General features: G+C 31.7%; 13 protein-coding genes. 7 read left to right on the top strand and 6 right to left on the bottom strand.

What is annotated here, in order from left to right:
- Positions 1-34 precede the first annotated feature (34 nt).
- The 3 genes from EAH69_RS08505 to EAH69_RS08495 are packed head-to-tail and all read right to left on the bottom strand — an operon-like array spanning position 35 to position 2,871.
- On the bottom strand, positions 35-811 hold the full coding sequence (locus EAH69_RS08505) for an alpha/beta fold hydrolase (RefSeq protein WP_121934771.1): 777 nt from the start codon (positions 809-811) through the stop codon (positions 35-37).
- Between the two features lies 1 nt (position 812).
- Positions 813-1,541 (bottom strand): pyridoxine 5'-phosphate synthase, encoded by a 729-nt coding sequence (locus tag EAH69_RS08500; protein ID WP_121934770.1) that lies wholly within the window; start codon positions 1,539-1,541, stop codon positions 813-815.
- Positions 1,542-1,545: 4 nt separating this feature from the next.
- On the bottom strand, positions 1,546-2,871 hold the full coding sequence (locus EAH69_RS08495; protein WP_230466757.1) for a mechanosensitive ion channel family protein: 1,326 nt from the start codon (positions 2,869-2,871) through the stop codon (positions 1,546-1,548).
- A 28-nt stretch (positions 2,872-2,899) separates the two neighbouring features.
- Here EAH69_RS08495 and EAH69_RS08490 point away from each other — a divergent pair, with 28 nt between their 5' ends.
- The 6 genes from EAH69_RS08490 (at position 2,900) to EAH69_RS08465 (ending at position 11,922) form a co-directional block, all read left to right on the top strand.
- The gene (locus EAH69_RS08490) at positions 2,900-3,388 is read left to right on the top strand and encodes a DUF456 domain-containing protein (RefSeq protein WP_121934768.1); all 489 of its coding nucleotides are present in this window, start codon (positions 2,900-2,902) and stop codon (positions 3,386-3,388) included.
- A gap of 139 nt (positions 3,389-3,527) precedes the next feature.
- The gene (gene rimP, locus EAH69_RS08485; protein ID WP_121934767.1) at positions 3,528-3,992 is read left to right on the top strand and encodes a ribosome assembly cofactor RimP; all 465 of its coding nucleotides are present in this window, start codon (positions 3,528-3,530) and stop codon (positions 3,990-3,992) included.
- Between the two features lie 15 nt (positions 3,993-4,007).
- Entirely contained in the window at positions 4,008-5,243 is a 1,236-nt protein-coding gene (gene nusA / locus EAH69_RS08480) for a transcription termination factor NusA (protein WP_121934766.1), read from the top strand.
- Positions 5,244-5,303: 60 nt separating this feature from the next.
- Complete coding sequence (gene infB / locus EAH69_RS08475) at positions 5,304-8,381, top strand: translation initiation factor IF-2 (protein WP_121934765.1); 3,078 nt, start codon at positions 5,304-5,306, stop codon at positions 8,379-8,381.
- A gap of 165 nt (positions 8,382-8,546) precedes the next feature.
- A complete protein-coding gene (locus EAH69_RS08470) occupies positions 8,547-9,284 on the top strand; it encodes a GLPGLI family protein (protein ID WP_121934764.1) in 738 nt (245 codons plus the stop codon).
- Positions 9,285-9,294: 10 nt separating this feature from the next.
- Positions 9,295-11,922 (top strand): TonB-dependent receptor, encoded by a 2,628-nt coding sequence (locus EAH69_RS08465; protein ID WP_121934763.1) that lies wholly within the window; start codon positions 9,295-9,297, stop codon positions 11,920-11,922.
- 70 nt (positions 11,923-11,992) lie between these two features.
- On the opposite strand, the gene ygiD is transcribed toward EAH69_RS08465, so the two are convergent.
- Positions 11,993-12,826: a 4,5-DOPA-extradiol-dioxygenase gene (ygiD, locus tag EAH69_RS08460; RefSeq protein WP_121934817.1), complete on the bottom strand. Its 834-nt coding sequence runs from the start codon at positions 12,824-12,826 to the stop codon at positions 11,993-11,995.
- Positions 12,827-13,153: 327 nt separating this feature from the next.
- On the opposite strand from ygiD, the gene EAH69_RS08455 reads away from it, so the two are divergent.
- Positions 13,154-15,115 carry a GEVED domain-containing protein gene (locus tag EAH69_RS08455; protein WP_230466756.1) on the top strand — a complete coding sequence of 654 codons (1,962 nt, stop codon included), beginning with the start codon at positions 13,154-13,156 and terminating at the stop codon, positions 15,113-15,115.
- 52 nt (positions 15,116-15,167) lie between these two features.
- On the opposite strand, the gene EAH69_RS08450 is transcribed toward EAH69_RS08455, so the two are convergent.
- On the bottom strand, positions 15,168-15,449 hold the full coding sequence (locus tag EAH69_RS08450) for a GNAT family N-acetyltransferase (protein WP_121934761.1): 282 nt from the start codon (positions 15,447-15,449) through the stop codon (positions 15,168-15,170).
- A gap of 23 nt (positions 15,450-15,472) precedes the next feature.
- Positions 15,473-16,348 (bottom strand): pirin family protein, encoded by an 876-nt coding sequence (locus tag EAH69_RS08445; protein WP_121934760.1) that lies wholly within the window; start codon positions 16,346-16,348, stop codon positions 15,473-15,475.
- Between the last annotated feature and the right edge of the window lie 108 nt (positions 16,349-16,456).

The following is a 16,456-nucleotide window of genomic DNA, read 5'->3' as shown; positions in this document are numbered from 1 at the left end:
ATAAAACGAGCAAATAGCTCGTTTTATTGTTTTATTATTTTTCTAAAAATGTTAGAATAGCTTCAATAAAATCTTTCGGATTTTCAGCATGTAGCCAATGTCCTGCATTTGCAATTGCAACAACTTCTGCTTTCGGAAAACGTTGTTTGATGATAAATTCATCTTCTTGCAAGATGTAATTTGATTTTGCTCCTTTTAAAAATAGAGTTGGTCCATCAAAAATTCCATTCAATAAATCTTTACCTACTAAATCTTCGTAATGATTTTGTAAAACAGGAAGATTAAAACGGAAATCATAACCTCCATTTTCAGCATGGTAAACATTTTTCAATAAAAATTGACGCACACCAGCTTCAGGAATATATTGGCTTAATGTTTCTTCCACATCTTTACGAGATGTTACCGTAGAAAAATCAACAGAACATAAGGCTTTAAAAATTGCATTATGATGAGGTTGATACGCTTTAGGAGCCATATCAGCAACAATTAAATGATCAACTTTATCTGGATAAGTCATTGCAAAGTCCATCACAACTCGTCCGCCTAAAGAATGTCCTAAAATATGAGCTTTTTCAATTTGATGGAAATCCATGTAACGTGCAACATCTTCTACCATTTCAGCGATTGTAGCATCATCTGAATGAAAACTACGCCCATGATTTCTTAAATCAATTAAATGTGTCGTGTATATTTCTCCGAACTGACGACCATGTGTATTCCAATTGTCTAATTGTCCAAACAATCCATGGAAAACAAGTAGGTGTTTTTCTCCAGTTCCGATTATTTTACTATGTAAAATTGGTTGTTCCATTTTATTTTAAGTTAGCAACTTCAATTTTTCTTAAATAAGATTGAATAGTATTTTCTAATCCCATATATAAAGCTTCAGAAATTAAAGCATGTCCAATTGAAACTTCAGCAATCTGTGGAATTTGCTCAATAAAATACTGAATGTTATCTAAACTTAAATCGTGTCCTGCATTTACTGCTAATCCATTTTCTATAGCTAATAAAGCAGTTTCTTTGTAAGGTTTAATTGCGTCTAAATTTCCTAAACCATATTGTGTAGCAAATTCTTCAGTGTATAATTCGATACGATCTGCACCAGTTTTTGCAGCAGCTTCAACCAATGCTGGATTTGGATCTAAAAAGATTGAAGTACGAATTCCAGCTTCTTTAAAAGTTTTGATGACATCCGTTAAATAATCTTGGTATTTAATCGTGTCCCAACCCGAGTTTGAAGTGATTGCATCATCAGCATCTGGAACCAAAGTAACTTGTTCTGGTTTGCTTGCTAAAACCAATTCCATAAAACTATCGATTGGTTTCCCTTCGATGTTAAATTCAGTTGTAACAACTGGTTTTAAATCGTAAACGTCTTGGTAACGAATGTGGCGTTCATCTGGACGTGGGTGAATTGTAATTCCTTGTCCACCGAATTCTTGTATTTTTATTGCAGCTTCAACTAAATTTGGTGTATTTCCACCACGTGCATTACGAATCGTTGCAATTTTATTTATGTTAACACTAAGTTTTGTCATTATCTTAATTTGTTTGTTTAATATCTGTCGCAGAAATAGACTGCATAACTTGTAAATCAAATTTTCTACAAGCGGTTAATAAATGATCGAAAATATCAGATTGTATTCTTTCAAATTCAAAGTTAGTTGAAGATTTTGCAAAACATGCAATTTCTAACGGCATTCCTTCCATTGATACAGGAAGCTGACGGATGATAATTGGATCGTATTTAGAAACTGTTTGTATGTTTTTTAAATAACTTTCTACATAGATTCTAAAAACACCAATATTAGTTAATTGTAATCCGTTAATATCTAAATTAGAATTTTCAATTCCTTTGTTGTGCGAATTAATTTCTTCACGTTTTTTAATGATATAATCTTTGATTAAATCATAAGTTTCAAAAGTATCTAACATTTCGTTGGAGCAGAATTTAAATGAATTTACATTAAAAGCAATAGCACGTTTAATTTGTCTTGTTCCACTTGCCATCATCGGCATGTGATTGGTTACTTGAGAGGTAACGACATCAACAGTTGGAATCGTAGCAATTGTTTTATCAAATTTTTCGATTCTCACTAAATTAATATTGATTTCTCGTACAATACCTTCAACATTTCCTTTTGATAATGTAACCCAATCGCCAACCTTTATAATACGTGAATAGGCAATTTGTAAACCAGAGACAAACCCGAAAATAGCATCACGAAATATTAATAAGACGGCGGCAGTCATTGCTCCTAATACCGTAATTATGGTTGAAGATTCAACTTTGAAAAGAATCATAATTCCAGAAATGATGGCAAAGAATGAAACAACAAATTTCATCATTTGACCAAAAGTTCTTACGCCGACAGTTGTATAACTATCATCTTCATTGTATAAATCGATAACAGAATTTATTATTCGGAAAATTAATATTGCAAATACGATTAATAATATTAATTCTGTCATTCGTTGTATAACGTATAGAATTGGACCATCATCTTTAAATAACAGCACATTCATACTCGATGCAAAAGTTAACGGTATTAAATGAATGATAGAAGAGAAACATTTATTTCTGTATGCAATTTCTAACCACTTAATTTTTGTTTTCTGTGCTAATCTTTTGATTAATGGTAATAATAATATACGAAATGTATAATCAATCAAACATAAAATCCCAATCCAAGTGGTAAGTTCAAAGAAATTAAAAAGATTTTCAGACATGTCAATTTGTAACTTATCATTGAAGTAAATTTTAACGCTTTCTGAAAATTCTTGATAAAATGATTTATGTTCTTCTTGTTGAGCCATTATGATATTATAAACTAAAATTTTAGTAATACAAAGGTACATTTTGTACATTAGTGTAAAGTTAAAATAATTTATAAATATGGACGATTCTATAATTAACCTGATTTCGGGACTTTTAATCCTTTTAGGATTTGTTGGTGTTGTATTGCCAGCAATTCCGGGAGCACCTTTAGCACTAATTGGATTATTAATTTTTAAACTATTTAGTGGGGATTGTGGTTTCGGTTGGGAAGTAGTAATTATTGCCGGAATTTTTGTAGCTATTGGTTCTGTCCTGGATTATATTTTGCCAGTGGCTTTAACCAAGAAATTTGGCGGAACTAAATACGGAGTCTGGGGATCGATTATAGGATTAATCGTCGGTTTGTTTTTTCCTCCAGTTGGTTTTATTATAGGACCTTTTGTTGGAGCTTTCGCAGGAGAATTAGCCTTTGCATCAAAAGATGTAAACGGAGCTTTGAAATCAGCATTTGGCTCATTCGTTGGTTTTTTAGTTACAACAGGATACGATTTAATCTTGTGTTTAATTCTATTTGGGATACTTATTTACGATATTTTTATCAACTAAAAAACATTGATTCTCAAATATTTTATTTAATATAAATAGGATTCAATTAGGGATTTCAAAAAATAATTTCTAAATTTGCATAGAATTTTAGAGAAACTAAATGGAGGAGGGCTGGTTATAGCTCTCTTTTTCGTTGTATATGGATTCAGACAAAGTAAAACAATTAGTAGAAGAAGCAATCGCTGCAAATCCAGCATTGTTTTTAATCGACTGGAAAATTTCTCCAGACGATAAAATATCAATTCTTGTGGATGGTGATGAAGGTCTACCAATCGAAGAAATTGTAAGAATTAGCCGCTTTATAGAAAACAATCTTGATAGAGAAGAATGTGATTTTGTATTAGAGGTATCTTCTCCAGGTGTTGGAACTCCATTAGTTTTACCACGTCAATATAAGAAAAACATCGGAAGAACTTTAGAAGCAACTTTAAACGACGAAACTAAATTAGAAGGTGAAATCGTAGCTGCTGATGAGGAAGGTGTTACCTTATGGTGGGAAACTCGTGAGCCAAAAGCTTTGGGGAAAGGAAAAGTAACTGTAGAAAAAGAAGAAAAAGTAAATTACACTGAGATCAAAAAAGCGATCATCAAAGTAACCTTTTAAAAAAATAGATGTAAAATGGACAATCTTGCATTAATCGAATCTTTCGTAGATTTCAAAGACGAAAAAAGTATCGATCGTATTACACTTATGAAGATCTTAGAAGAAACTCTTCAAAGTGTATTAAGAAAAAAATACGGTTCTGATGATAACTTCGATATTATTGTAAATCCTGATAAAGGAGATTTAGAGATTTGGCACAACCGTATCGTTGTTGCTGATGGTTTCTCTGAAGATGATGCATTAGAAATCGAATTAGCTGAAGCTCGTTTAATTGAGCCAGATTTCGAAATCGGTGAAGAAGTATCAGAAAGAATTCCAATCGAATCTTTAGGACGTCGCGCAATTTTAACTTTACGCCAAACTTTAGTGGCTAAAGTAATGGAGCACGATAACTCTAACTTATACGAGAAATTCAAAGGAATTATCGGAGAAATTGTAACAGGAGAAATTCACCATATCCGTCATAAACATGTGATTATTATGGATGAAGAGCAAAACGAAATGATTTTACCAAAAGAGAATCAAATCCCTTCAGATTTCTTCCGTAAAGGTGAAACTTTACGTGCAATCGTAGATGATGTTAAATTAAGAGGATCTAAACCTCAAATTATTTTATCTCGTACTTCTCCAAAATTCTTAGAGAAATTATTCGAGCAAGAAATTCCAGAAATTTACGACGGATTAATTACAATCAAAAATGTAGTTCGTATCCCAGGAGATAAAGCAAAAGTAGCAGTAGAATCTTACGACGATCGTATTGATCCAGTAGGAGCATGTGTTGGTATGAAAGGATCTCGTATCCACTCAATTGTACGTGAATTACGTAACGAAAATATCGACGTAATTAACTACACTAATAACATGAGCTTATTTATTACTCGTGCTTTAAACCCAGCGAAAATTTCAAACATCGAAATTAACGAAGAAGAAAACAAAGCTTTAGTTCACGTTGCTGCAGATGAAGTTTCAAAAGCAATTGGTAAAGGAGGTTATAACGTACGTTTAGCTTCTAAATTAGTTGGAATGGAAATTGATATTTTCAGAGAAGGTGCACAAGATGAAGATGTAGAGTTAACTGAATTCGTAGATGAGATCGACGATTGGGTTATCGAAGCATTCAAAGCAATTGGATTAGATACTGCGAAGAGTATTTTAGAGCAAGATGTTGACGATTTAGTAAAACGTACAGACCTTGAAGAGGAGACAATTCAAGACGTTATCAACATCTTAAAATCAGAGTTTGAAGATTAATTGTCTTTAAATCATAAACTATTCGTAAATTTGCAAACATTATAAAAAAGATTAGCATATATGTCGGAAACAACCAGATTAAGTAAAGTATTAAAGGAGTTAAACATATCTATAGATCGTGCTGTTGATTTTTTAGAAGGTAAGGGGACTACTGTAGAAAGATCGCCTAACTCAAAAATTGATATGCCTACTTATGATATTTTAGTTAATGAGTTCCGTTCAGATGCTAAACAAAAGCAAGCTTCCGGAGAAATAGTCATTAACAAATTATCAGAGATAAAAGCTGCTGAAAAGAAAGAAGCTGAAGCGAAAGCAGAAGCTGCTAAACCTAAAGTAGTTGAAACGACTAAAGTAGTATTAGGAGGACCTAAAACAATTGGTAAAATTGATTTAGATGCGACTAAGCCTGCAAAAAAGGAAGAAAAAATTGTTGAGAAACAAGAAGTGAAGAATATCGAGGCAGAAGCTCCTAAAACTCAACCTGTGAAGGAAGAGTCTAAAAAAGAAGTTGAAGCTCCAAAACAAGAGGAGAATACACATCCAAAAGTTATTGGTAAAATCGATTTAGATAAATTAAATAATACAGGTAAAACTAAGAAAGAGGAAACTCCTAAACCTAAAAAAGAGGTAAAGGAGAAACCTGCTGCCGCAGCACCAAAGGCCGAAGTGAAGAAAGAAAAGCCGAAACAAGAAGCAGTGGTTAGTACACCTGAAGTAAAATCGGAAGCGAAGCCTGAAGTGAAGAAAGAAGAAAAAGAAGTAGCAGCAGAACAACCTCAGAAGATTGAGACTGTATATACTAAATTAGATGGACCAAACTTTACAGGAGCTAAAATCGACTTATCAAAGTTCGAGAAAGCACCTAAAAAAGATGATAAAAAAGGTTCAAACAATCCAGCAGATAAAAAGAAGCGTAAACGTATTCAAAAAGGTGTTAAACCTGAAGATGTAAAATCTACAGATAACAACAATAACCGTCAAGGTGGACAAGGTCAAGGAAACCGTCAAGGTGGACAAGGACAAGGAAACCGTCAAGGTGGACAAGGTCAAGTACAAAACCGTCAAGGTGGTCAAGGACAAGGAAACCGTCAAGGTGGTCAAGGTGGAAACCGTCCAGGAGGACAAGGTGGAAACCGTCCAGGAGGACAAGGTGGAAATCGTCCAGGAGGACAAGGTGGAAACCGTTTTGGTAACAACCGCCCAGGACAAGGACACCGCGCACCACAAGCTGAATTAAGCGACGAGGATGTTAAAAAACAAATTAAAGATACTTTAGATAAGTTAACTTCTAAAGGTCAAAATAAGAAATCTGCTAAACACAGAAAAGATAAACGTAATGAACGTCGTTTCCAAGCCGAAATGGAGCAAGAAGCGATGGACAAAGACAAAACGTTACAAGTAACAGAATTCGTTACAGTTAATGAATTAGCTTCATTAATGGATGTTTCTGTTATGGACGTTATCTCTGCATGTATGTCTTTAGGTATCATGGTAACAATGAACCAACGTTTAGAAGCAGATACAATTCAATTAGTAGCGGATGATTTCGGTTTCGAAGTTCAATTTGCATCAGCAGAGGCAGATAACGAAGAAGAAGAAATTGTTGATAACGAAGAAGATTTACAAGAAAGAGCTCCAATCGTTACGGTGATGGGACACGTAGATCACGGTAAAACTTCGTTATTAGATTATGTTCGTAAAGCGAATGTAATTGCAGGAGAATCTGGAGGTATTACACAGCACATTGGTGCATACAACGTTACTTTAGCTAACGGAAAACGTGTAGCATTCTTAGATACACCAGGTCACGAGGCCTTTACAGCGATGCGTGCTCGTGGTGCTCAGGTAACAGATATTGCAATTATTGTGATTGCAGCGGATGACCAGATCATGCCACAAACACGTGAGGCAATTTCTCACGCGCAAGCAGCTGGAGTTCCTATGGTTTTCGCTATCAACAAAATTGATAGACCTGCAGCTAATCCAGAAAAAGTAAAAGAGCAATTAGCTCAGATGAACTTATTAGTTGAGGATTGGGGTGGTACTTACCAATCTCAAGAAATCTCTGCTAAATCTGGTTTAGGAGTTGATGAATTATTAGACAAAGTTTTATTAGAAGCTGAAGTTTTAGAATTAAAAGCTAATCCAAACCGTAAAGCTTTAGGTACAGTAGTTGAGGCAGCATTAGATAAAGGACGTGGTTACGTTTCTACAATGATTGTTCAAAACGGTACTTTAGAAGTAGGAGATTATATCTTAGCAGGATCTAACCACGGTAAAGTTCGTGCAATGTTAGATGAGCGTGGTAACCAAGTGAAAAAAGCTGGACCATCAACTCCTGTTACAATCTTAGGTTTAGATGGTGCACCTACAGCTGGTGACAAGTTTAAAGTTTACGAAGACGAGCGTGAAGCAAAACAAATTGCATCTCGTAGAGAGCAGTTACAACGTGAGCAAACGATCCGTACACAGAAACACATCACATTAGACGAGATTGGTCGTCGTTTAGCTTTAGGAGATTTCAAACAGTTAAATATTATCTTAAAAGGAGATGTGGATGGTTCAGTAGAAGCATTAACAGACTCTTTACAGAAATTATCTACAGACGAAATCATTGTTAATATCTTACATAAAGGTGTTGGACAGATTACAGAATCTGATGTATTATTAGCTTCTGCTTCTGATGCAGTTATCTTAGGATTTAACGTTCGTCCTGGAACTAACGCTCGTGATTTAGCGGAAAGAGAAGAAATCGAAATCCGTGCTTACTCTATCATCTATGATGCAATTAACGACATCAAAGAAGCGATGGAAGGTATGTTATCACCAGAGTTAAAAGAGCAAGTTACAGGTAATATCGAAATCCGTGAAACTTTCAAAGTAACTAAAGTTGGTACTATTGCAGGTTGTATGGTATTAGATGGTAAAGTTTACAGAACTTCTAAAATTCGTATTATCCGTGATGGTGTTGTAGTTCACGAAGGTGAATTAGCTTCATTAAAACGTTTCAAAGACGATGTGAAAGAAGTTTCTAAAGGATACGAATGTGGTTTAAATATTAAAAACTACAACGATATTCAAATCAACGATATCATCGAAGCTTACGAAACTATCGAGGTTAAAAAGAAATTAAAATAATTTCAAACTATAAATATTAAAGGCGATTCTTAATTGAATCGTCTTTTTTTTTGGTTTGTTAATTTGAAAAGGGAGTTAATATATTATGTCTTTATTTAATAAAATAATTGTTTATTTGTTTATTTATTTATTTGAAATATTAATTAACATTTTAAAAATTAAAAGATGAAGAAAATCTTATCTATTTTCTTTATTACTGTTGCAACTACTCTGTTTTCACAGAGTAGTCTTAGTATTAAATATAATTATGAATATAATTGGAAAAATGCACCCAATTATACAATACCTTCTCTATTAAAAATGGGTGATGATAAATCTTTATTTATTATAGATCATAGTAAAAATGGATTTAATGATGACGAACTAGAAGCTAATAATATTATACAAGTAAAGTTAAAAAATAATTTTGTGGCATATTATAAAGACTATAATAAAGATTCGATCTACTATGATAATACAATCATTTTTAAACATTTTCCTACAAAAGATCCTATTCAAATTTTTAAATGGGAGTTAACGAAGCAAACAAAAACTATTTTAGGTTTCAATTGTCAGCGAGCTGTAATGAGGCATTACGGACGAACGTATCATGCCTTTTTTACGACAGAACTAGGTTTTACACATGGTGGACCTTGGAAATTTGACGGCTTACCAGGTGTAATTTTAGAAGTTTATTCCTTGGATAATGAATTTAAAATTACTGCGACAGAAATCCAGTTAAAGAACGAAGACATAACAATTGATAATCCGTATAAGGAAACCAAAAAGTTTATCGATTTTAAAGAATACCAAAGACTTTATCAAAAAAATTATAAAGAAAGTAATAAAACAGAAATTGATACTGAAGGAAATACTAGTGTTCGGTCAGTTTCTAAATGTCAAATAGAATGTTTGGTAGATTAAAAAATGATCATTGAGAAATCTTATAATTTTAGTTCTCATTTTTACAGGGAATTTTATACAAGCGCAGATTGTAAAAGGAATTATAACAGATGAAGGGAATAAACCACTTTCATCTGTTTCTGTTTTGGCAAAAAATCAAAGAACGCAGATTATAGAAAAATTCACGACAACTAAAGGAAATGGAGAATTTATAATCAATTTATCTGAAGCAAGTGACACCATTTTACTAGAAGTTTATAAATTAGGTTATGAGAAAGAATTTAAAACAATTTATAAATCAGAATTAGTAGAAAACCAAAAGACAGATTTTATTCTAATAAAAAGCAATATTCAATTACAAGAAGTTTTTATCAAGAATACAAGACCATTTACCGTAAAAGACGATACGGTAAATTACAATGTAAATCATTACAAAAGCGATTTGGATAAAAACATAGAAGATGTTTTACGGAAAATGCCAGGTATAAAAGTAGAAGAGGACGGAACAATTAAATATAAAAATAAACCAATCGAAAAACTTTTATTAGATGGAGACGATTTGTTCGGAAGTCAATATACAAATGGTTCTAAGAATATTTCGCCCGAAATTATAGATCAAGTTCAAGCGATAGAAAATTTTGAGGAAAATCCATTGCTAAAAAATGTAAAACATACCGATCAAGTAGCTTTAAATCTTAAACTGAAAAAAGGAATGGCAGATTTTTCTGCAAATTTTGATTTGTCTGGAGGAATTGAAAATCGTTTACAAACGAAAGCAAACGGATTAACGGTTTCTAATGCAATTAAAAATTTCACGACTATTTCGTTTAATAATACAGGTTTTAACGAAACGCCTTACGATTATTTTTCAGGAAATAGTGATGTCGCAAGTTCTAAAATTAGCGAAGAATTAGCTGCAAAGGCTATTAACGAAACATCTTTTAGTAGTGATGTCGGAACGCAACGCGCTAATCAAAATGAATATTGGTACGGAAATACAAATACTATTTTTAAATTTTCGAAAGCGACAAATCTTCGATTAAATTTTACAGCTTTAGACGATCGTTTGCAATACGAAACATCAAATAATACAACTTACAATTTTAGTGGAGATAGTATAATTAATCTTTCGGAAAGAAATAAAGTGGTTAAAAAACCCACACTTTATGATTTAAATTTGAAATTGACGTGGAAAAATAAGAACAGATCAATGATCGAAAATGATTTGATTTATCGTTTTGAAAAATCTGCAACGGATAATTTTTATGATTCGAATTACAGAAATCAATTCAACAGTAAATTGGTTTCGAAGAATAAATATTTCCGCAATCATTTTTTATACACAGAGAAAATCAACACGAAAAATAGTTTACAATTGTATACGCAATTTTCGGTGAATGATAAACCTCAAAATTTTAGTTTATCGCCTGGATTTGATTACTTAGGTTTAAATAATTTGGTTTCAACTTCGGATCAATTAAGTTCGTTCTCGAAATATTTCACCAATTTCGGGTTTAATTTTTATGGAAGAAATAAGTTAGGAAAGTATGAAATTAATGCCAATCAAAGTATTATTCAGAATAAATTAGAATCAAAATTAAGTCAAGATCAAGAAGATTTAGGAAATGATTTTAGAAACGATTTAGATTATAAAATTTTAAATAGTACGATAGAAGGGAAGTATAGTTTTGTGTTTGGAAAATTAACTTGGATTAATCATTTAAAACTGAAAAATTATTGGTTAAATGCTAATCAAGAAAAATTAAATCGTTCGGTTTTTAATCCGAAAATTAATTTGGTTTACCGTTTTGATATGCAAAATAACATAAAATTAAATTTTATTTCGGATCAAAATTTACCACAAGAAAATAATTTATTTCAAAATTATATATTAACAAATCATCGTACGCTTAAAAGAAATTCGACAGCTTTCGACTTTCAGAAATATAATAATGTAAGTTTAGATTTTTCAAGCCAAAGTGCATATCGACAATTTTCTTGGATGTTGACTGGATATTATCAAACGAATCAGAATAATATTTTCTCGACGATTTTAATTGAAAATGATGTAACAAAAATTGTAAGTTATTTATTAGATACTAAAAACGAATCGTTTGGTTTTTCTACGACTGTCGAAAAATATTATTATCCTTTACGAACTAATTTTAGATTAAGAGCAAGTTATAATTGGATGAATTATCAAAATCAAGTTAATAATTCAGACCTAAGAACAAATATCAATCAAAGTTATTCGATTAACTTTTTTATGAAGTCGGCTTTTAATTTTCCAATCAATTTCGAGAATAATTTTAACTTTCAGTACAATCAAAACAAGACAGAAGGTTTAACCCAAAAGTTCGATTTTTCGTCGTTTAATAACTCAGCAAAATTAATAATAAAACCTTCAAAATCGATTTTCTTTAATGTAACATGGGATTTTTATCAACCAAATTTAGACTCAAATAGTAAATATCATTTCTTGGATACGTATATGTTTTTTAAACCCCAAAAAGAAAATTATACCTTGTATTTAAGAGGAGCGAATTTATTAAACAATAAATCGTTTGATGTTAAAAATATTAGTGATTATTATAGTAATTTATCCAATTATTCTTTAAATCAACGCTATATTTTGTTGGGAATAAATTTTAAATTATAAAAACGAAAAAAAGTCGAATAGATAATTCTATTCGACTTTATAGTTAACACCAATTAATGGATTAAAAGAATCATATATTCTTTCCGATATAAACAGACGTCATCGATAAAGAACCAGCAACTGGTTCGTCGTTGAAGAATGATATTTCGTCATCTTTTCCTTCTAAAGCTAAAGCGTACAATAAAGGTAAATAATGTTCGGGTGTTGGTATTGCTAATTGAAAAGCTTGCCCTTGATCAAAAGGATTCATTAAAGGTTTGTGATTACGATCTATAATTGCTTTTTTAATGGTTTCGTTAGCTTCAATTGCCCAATCGAATCCGAATACATCATTGATACGATTCCAAGCAACAGCGCGTAAATTGTGGACAATATTTCCACTACCAATAATTAAGACACCTTTTTTACGTAATGCTTTTAATTCTTGAGCCAATTGATAATGTTGTTCAGGAGTTCGTCTATAATCTAAACTAAATTCCACAATCGGAATATTTGCATCAGGATACATGTGTTTAATAACTGTCCAAGCACCATGATCTAATCCCCATTCTATATCTAGTCCAACTTCTGCTGATTTAATAATCTGTTTGATTTCTTTTGCTAAATCTGGATTTCCAGGAGCAGGATATTGTACATCATGTAAAGCTTGTGGAAAACCTCCAAAATCATGAATGGTAGGAGGACTAGTCATCGCTGTAACAAAAGTGCCTTTCGTTTCCCAATGCGCAGAAATACATACTATAGCTTTTGGTGTAGGAATCTTTTTTACGATATCCCTAAAACCAGTTACAAATTGATTTTCTTCTAAAGCAATCATAGGACTTCCATGTCCTAAAAATAAAATAGGCATTTCTTCAGTTTCACTTAAAGTCTCTGTAAATTTTCCTAATTCTTGAAGGCTCATGGCGCTTCCTATTAATGGGGCTACTGCTAACAATTTTAAAAAGTTTTTTCTATCCACATCTCAAAGTTATAAAATTCGATATATCTATACATTAACAAATGATAATAAAGTGTTTTGTAGATATAATTGTAGTTAGTTTAAAACTTAGTATCGAAATGTTATAATTTAAATAATTGTAATTCAATAATTAAGTCTTTTAATTATCAGCATTTGAATAAGATTTATTAATTAAAAATAAAGACTTTAAAGATTCGTGAAATTTGAAATATGAAGTCAAAAAATATTAAGTTTTTATTAAGTTATTTGAAATTTATAATTAGTGAACATATGATTAACAAATTAAAACTTACTCTATTATTTACTTTATTAGTTTCTGCTCTTTTTGGGCAAGAACAACAAATTGAATTTAGACCTTTTGGAGTTCCAGGAACTGCAGTAAAAGGAATTCAAAATAATGGAAATGCATTACTAGCAACTTTTACTTATGATTACGTTTCGAATATGATGGTTCCTAAACCAGCAGAAATTAATACCTATGCTTATATGAATGAAGCAGGTGATATTGTAGGGACTAAAATTATTGATGGTTTAACCCATCCAATATATAAATTAGCAAATTCTGAAGTATGGATTACAATACCAGTTTTTGAAAGTTTTGTAGCAAGTGATGTCACAACAGTATATAAAATTAGCGAGAATGGGAGATATATCTCTGGACAAATGCAAGCAAAGCCATTTGTTTACGATATTCAAACACAAACTTTAACTAATCTTTTGCCACAAGGGTATACTTATGGAGCAGGTTACAGTGTAAATAATTCTGGTAAAACAGTTGGTTGGGTTGATGCAAATACAAATGGAACTTTTCGTGAATTAGCAGTTTATCAAGTTGGTCAATCTTTAGAAAAAATCTTAACAGATCTTGCGGTTCCTGTTAATAACCATATTTGGCATATCACTGATGAAGGAACTTTAGTAGGAGATGTTGCATTAAAACCATATATATATAATTTAAATACGAATGAATATAAAGTATTTAATTTACCAGCTGGATATAGAACCGGAGCTTTTGTTTATTCTTCAAACGGGATCACTGTAGGTTATGCACAAAATAATGTAATGGATCGTGATGCAATTATTTATCATGAATCTTTTGGAGATCAACCTCGTTTATTAAAAGAAATATTGATAGAAGAAGGTATTACTATAGATATACCTGGTGGTCGATTAGGAGGTGCGAATAGTGTTTCTGAAAATGGAAATTTTATTGGAGGTAACGAAAGTGGCAATGCAAATATAGCTCCAGGTTGGATTATTAATTTAAATGGTTACTTTGATGAAATAGGTTGTATTGTTGAAGTACCAGCTGATATTGAGTATCAAACAGAAGTTGGTCAAAATTCTGCTGTAATTACTTATGATGTAACTACAAATTGTGAAGGAGCCACTTTACAATTAGTAGAAGGATTTGAATCTGGTGCTGAATTTCCATTAGGAATCACTACTGTAAAATATAATTCAGTTGATGCAGAAGGAAATATTTTAGCTACAGGAACATTTAAAGTAAATGTAAAGGATGCATATTGTACTCCAAGATTTTCAGTACAAGTTGAGCCGATTACTAATGTAACTTTTGGTACAATTAATAATACAACTTCAGCAGATTTAACTTCAGCAGAAAGTGAGTATTTTTTAAATATGTCAACAGATATCGCTCAAAATGGATCTTATGAAATTACAGTTGCTGGAAATACAAATGGACCAGAAAATGGAAGTGAGTTTGTAGTTTTCTTTGATTTTAATCAAGACGGTACTTTTGATTCAGATACAGAAGGTTTTTATATTGGATCAATTTCAAATTCAACTGGTGTAGATGGAAAAACAGTTTCAAATACAATCACAATACCAGAAAATGCATTACTAGGTGAAACAAGAATGCGCGTAATGAAGGTTTATAGAATTGTTCCTGAAGATGCTTGTTCATTAACATATGCATACGGACAAAGTGAAAATTATAAGGTAAATATAACTGCACCTTTAGCTGTAACAGATGTTGTAAATTCTTCAGTAAAAGTTTACCCAAATCCAGTGAAAGATATTTTAAAAATAGAAACAGCAAAAGAGATTATATCAATTAAAGTTTTAAATACATTAAGTCAACAAGTTGGAGGATTTAAAGTAGATAAAACAAATTCTGAAGTTAATTTTTCAGGATTATCAAAAGGAGTTTATTTCATTCAGATAGTAACTTCTGATGAAACAATTATTAAAAAAGTTATTAAGAAATAATTTTTGTGTCAATTATTAAAAAAAGGTCTAGTGAAAACTAGACCTTTTATTTTTACATTAATACATCTCTAAAATCAGCGTTTTTATCAAACTGCGCTTTCGCAAAAGGACATAAAGGCATTACTTTTATATTATCAGCACGTAACCAAGCAATAATATTTTCTAAGATTTGTTTACCAATTCCTTGACCTTTGTAATTTTCATTTACATGAGTATGATCAATAATAATTTTATCACTTCCAGCCCAAGTATAGTTCATTGCACCAGCTTCTGTTGTTCCATCCATTAATTGTACAGAACCTCTTTTTCCATCATCAGTTTTTACAAACTCCATAGTATCTTAAATTTTAATTTCTATTAATCCTCTAAAGTACCAAATTTACCATCATTGTAATCATTGAAAGCTTCACGAATTTCTTCTTGCGTATTCATCACAAATGGGCCGTAAGATGCAATTGGTTCATTTAAAGGTTCACCACTCAAAATTAATACCACAGTGTTATCTTCAGTTGCTTCAATTGTAAAATCTTCACCTTGATTTGTAAATAACACTAAATGATCCGTAGCAACTAAAGTTTCACCATTAATTTTAGCTTCACCTTCGATGATTAATGCAACAGTATTATAGTTTGCATGAAAATTAAACTCAGCTTTTCCACCTAAATTCAATTTAGCGTTTTGCATATGTATTGGAGAAAAAGTACTTGCGCTACCTTGTGTTCCTTTGTAATTTCCTGCTATAACTTCTACGAAACCATTTTCGACTTCAACTGTTGGAATATTTTTATGTTCGATTGCCTGATATTTAGGCGCACTCATTTTGTCTTTTGCTGGTAAGTTTACCCAAAGCTGAACCATTTGAAAGATTCCACCTTTTTTGTAAAATTCTTCAGCGTGATATTCTTTGTGTAAAACACCAGAAGCAGCCGTCATCCATTGTACATCACCTTGGTGAATTGTTCCACCTCCACCAGCACTGTCGTGATGAGATACACTTCCTTCATATGCGATAGTTACAGTTTCGAAACCACGATGCGGATGTACACCAACTCCTTTCGGAATATCTGTAGCAGGAAAATTAAATTTCGAATTATAATCTAACATAATAAATGGATCCATTCTACGCATACTAAGATTTCCAAAACTTGGTATAAAGTTGTGCACTCTAAATCCATCTCCTACAAAATGTGGTTCTCTTGGTGCAATTACTGCTTCTATATTTTTTGTGTTCATATCTATTGTATTTGTATTAATAAACTATTGTTCTTTATTTCTTTTACAAAGTTATGATGATGAGCTTTGATGTAAATTGATGTAGGTTAAGAAGTTGTATTTGAATTA

Origin of the sequence: Faecalibacter macacae (assembly GCF_003687725.1) — a bacterium.
GTDB lineage: Bacteria > Bacteroidota > Bacteroidia > Flavobacteriales > Weeksellaceae > Empedobacter > Empedobacter macacae.
Note: the sequence above shows the minus strand (reverse complement) of the source record. Positions and strands in the feature narration are given on the sequence as shown.

What these genes read in the sequence shown, in the direction of transcription:
- EAH69_RS08505 (WP_121934771.1), bottom strand. Translation starts at nt 811, where the DNA reads ATGGAACAACCAATTTTACATAGTAAAATAATCGGAACTGGAGAAAAA.
- EAH69_RS08500 (WP_121934770.1), bottom strand. Translation starts at nt 1,541, where the DNA reads ATGACAAAACTTAGTGTTAACATAAATAAAATTGCAACGATTCGTAAT.
- EAH69_RS08495 (WP_230466757.1), bottom strand. Translation starts at nt 2,871, where the DNA reads ATGTACAAAATGTACCTTTGTATTACTAAAATTTTAGTTTATAATATC.
- EAH69_RS08490 (WP_121934768.1), top strand. Translation starts at nt 2,900, where the DNA reads ATGGACGATTCTATAATTAACCTGATTTCGGGACTTTTAATCCTTTTA.
- rimP (WP_121934767.1), top strand. Translation starts at nt 3,528, where the DNA reads ATGGATTCAGACAAAGTAAAACAATTAGTAGAAGAAGCAATCGCTGCA.
- nusA (WP_121934766.1), top strand. Translation starts at nt 4,008, where the DNA reads ATGGACAATCTTGCATTAATCGAATCTTTCGTAGATTTCAAAGACGAA.
- infB (WP_121934765.1), top strand. Translation starts at nt 5,304, where the DNA reads ATGTCGGAAACAACCAGATTAAGTAAAGTATTAAAGGAGTTAAACATA.
- EAH69_RS08470 (WP_121934764.1), top strand. Translation starts at nt 8,547, where the DNA reads ATGAAGAAAATCTTATCTATTTTCTTTATTACTGTTGCAACTACTCTG.
- ygiD (WP_121934817.1), bottom strand. Translation starts at nt 12,826, where the DNA reads ATGAGCCTTCAAGAATTAGGAAAATTTACAGAGACTTTAAGTGAAACT.
- EAH69_RS08455 (WP_230466756.1), top strand. Translation starts at nt 13,154, where the DNA reads ATGATTAACAAATTAAAACTTACTCTATTATTTACTTTATTAGTTTCT.
- EAH69_RS08450 (WP_121934761.1), bottom strand. Translation starts at nt 15,449, where the DNA reads ATGGAGTTTGTAAAAACTGATGATGGAAAAAGAGGTTCTGTACAATTA.
- EAH69_RS08445 (WP_121934760.1), bottom strand. Translation starts at nt 16,348, where the DNA reads ATGAACACAAAAAATATAGAAGCAGTAATTGCACCAAGAGAACCACAT.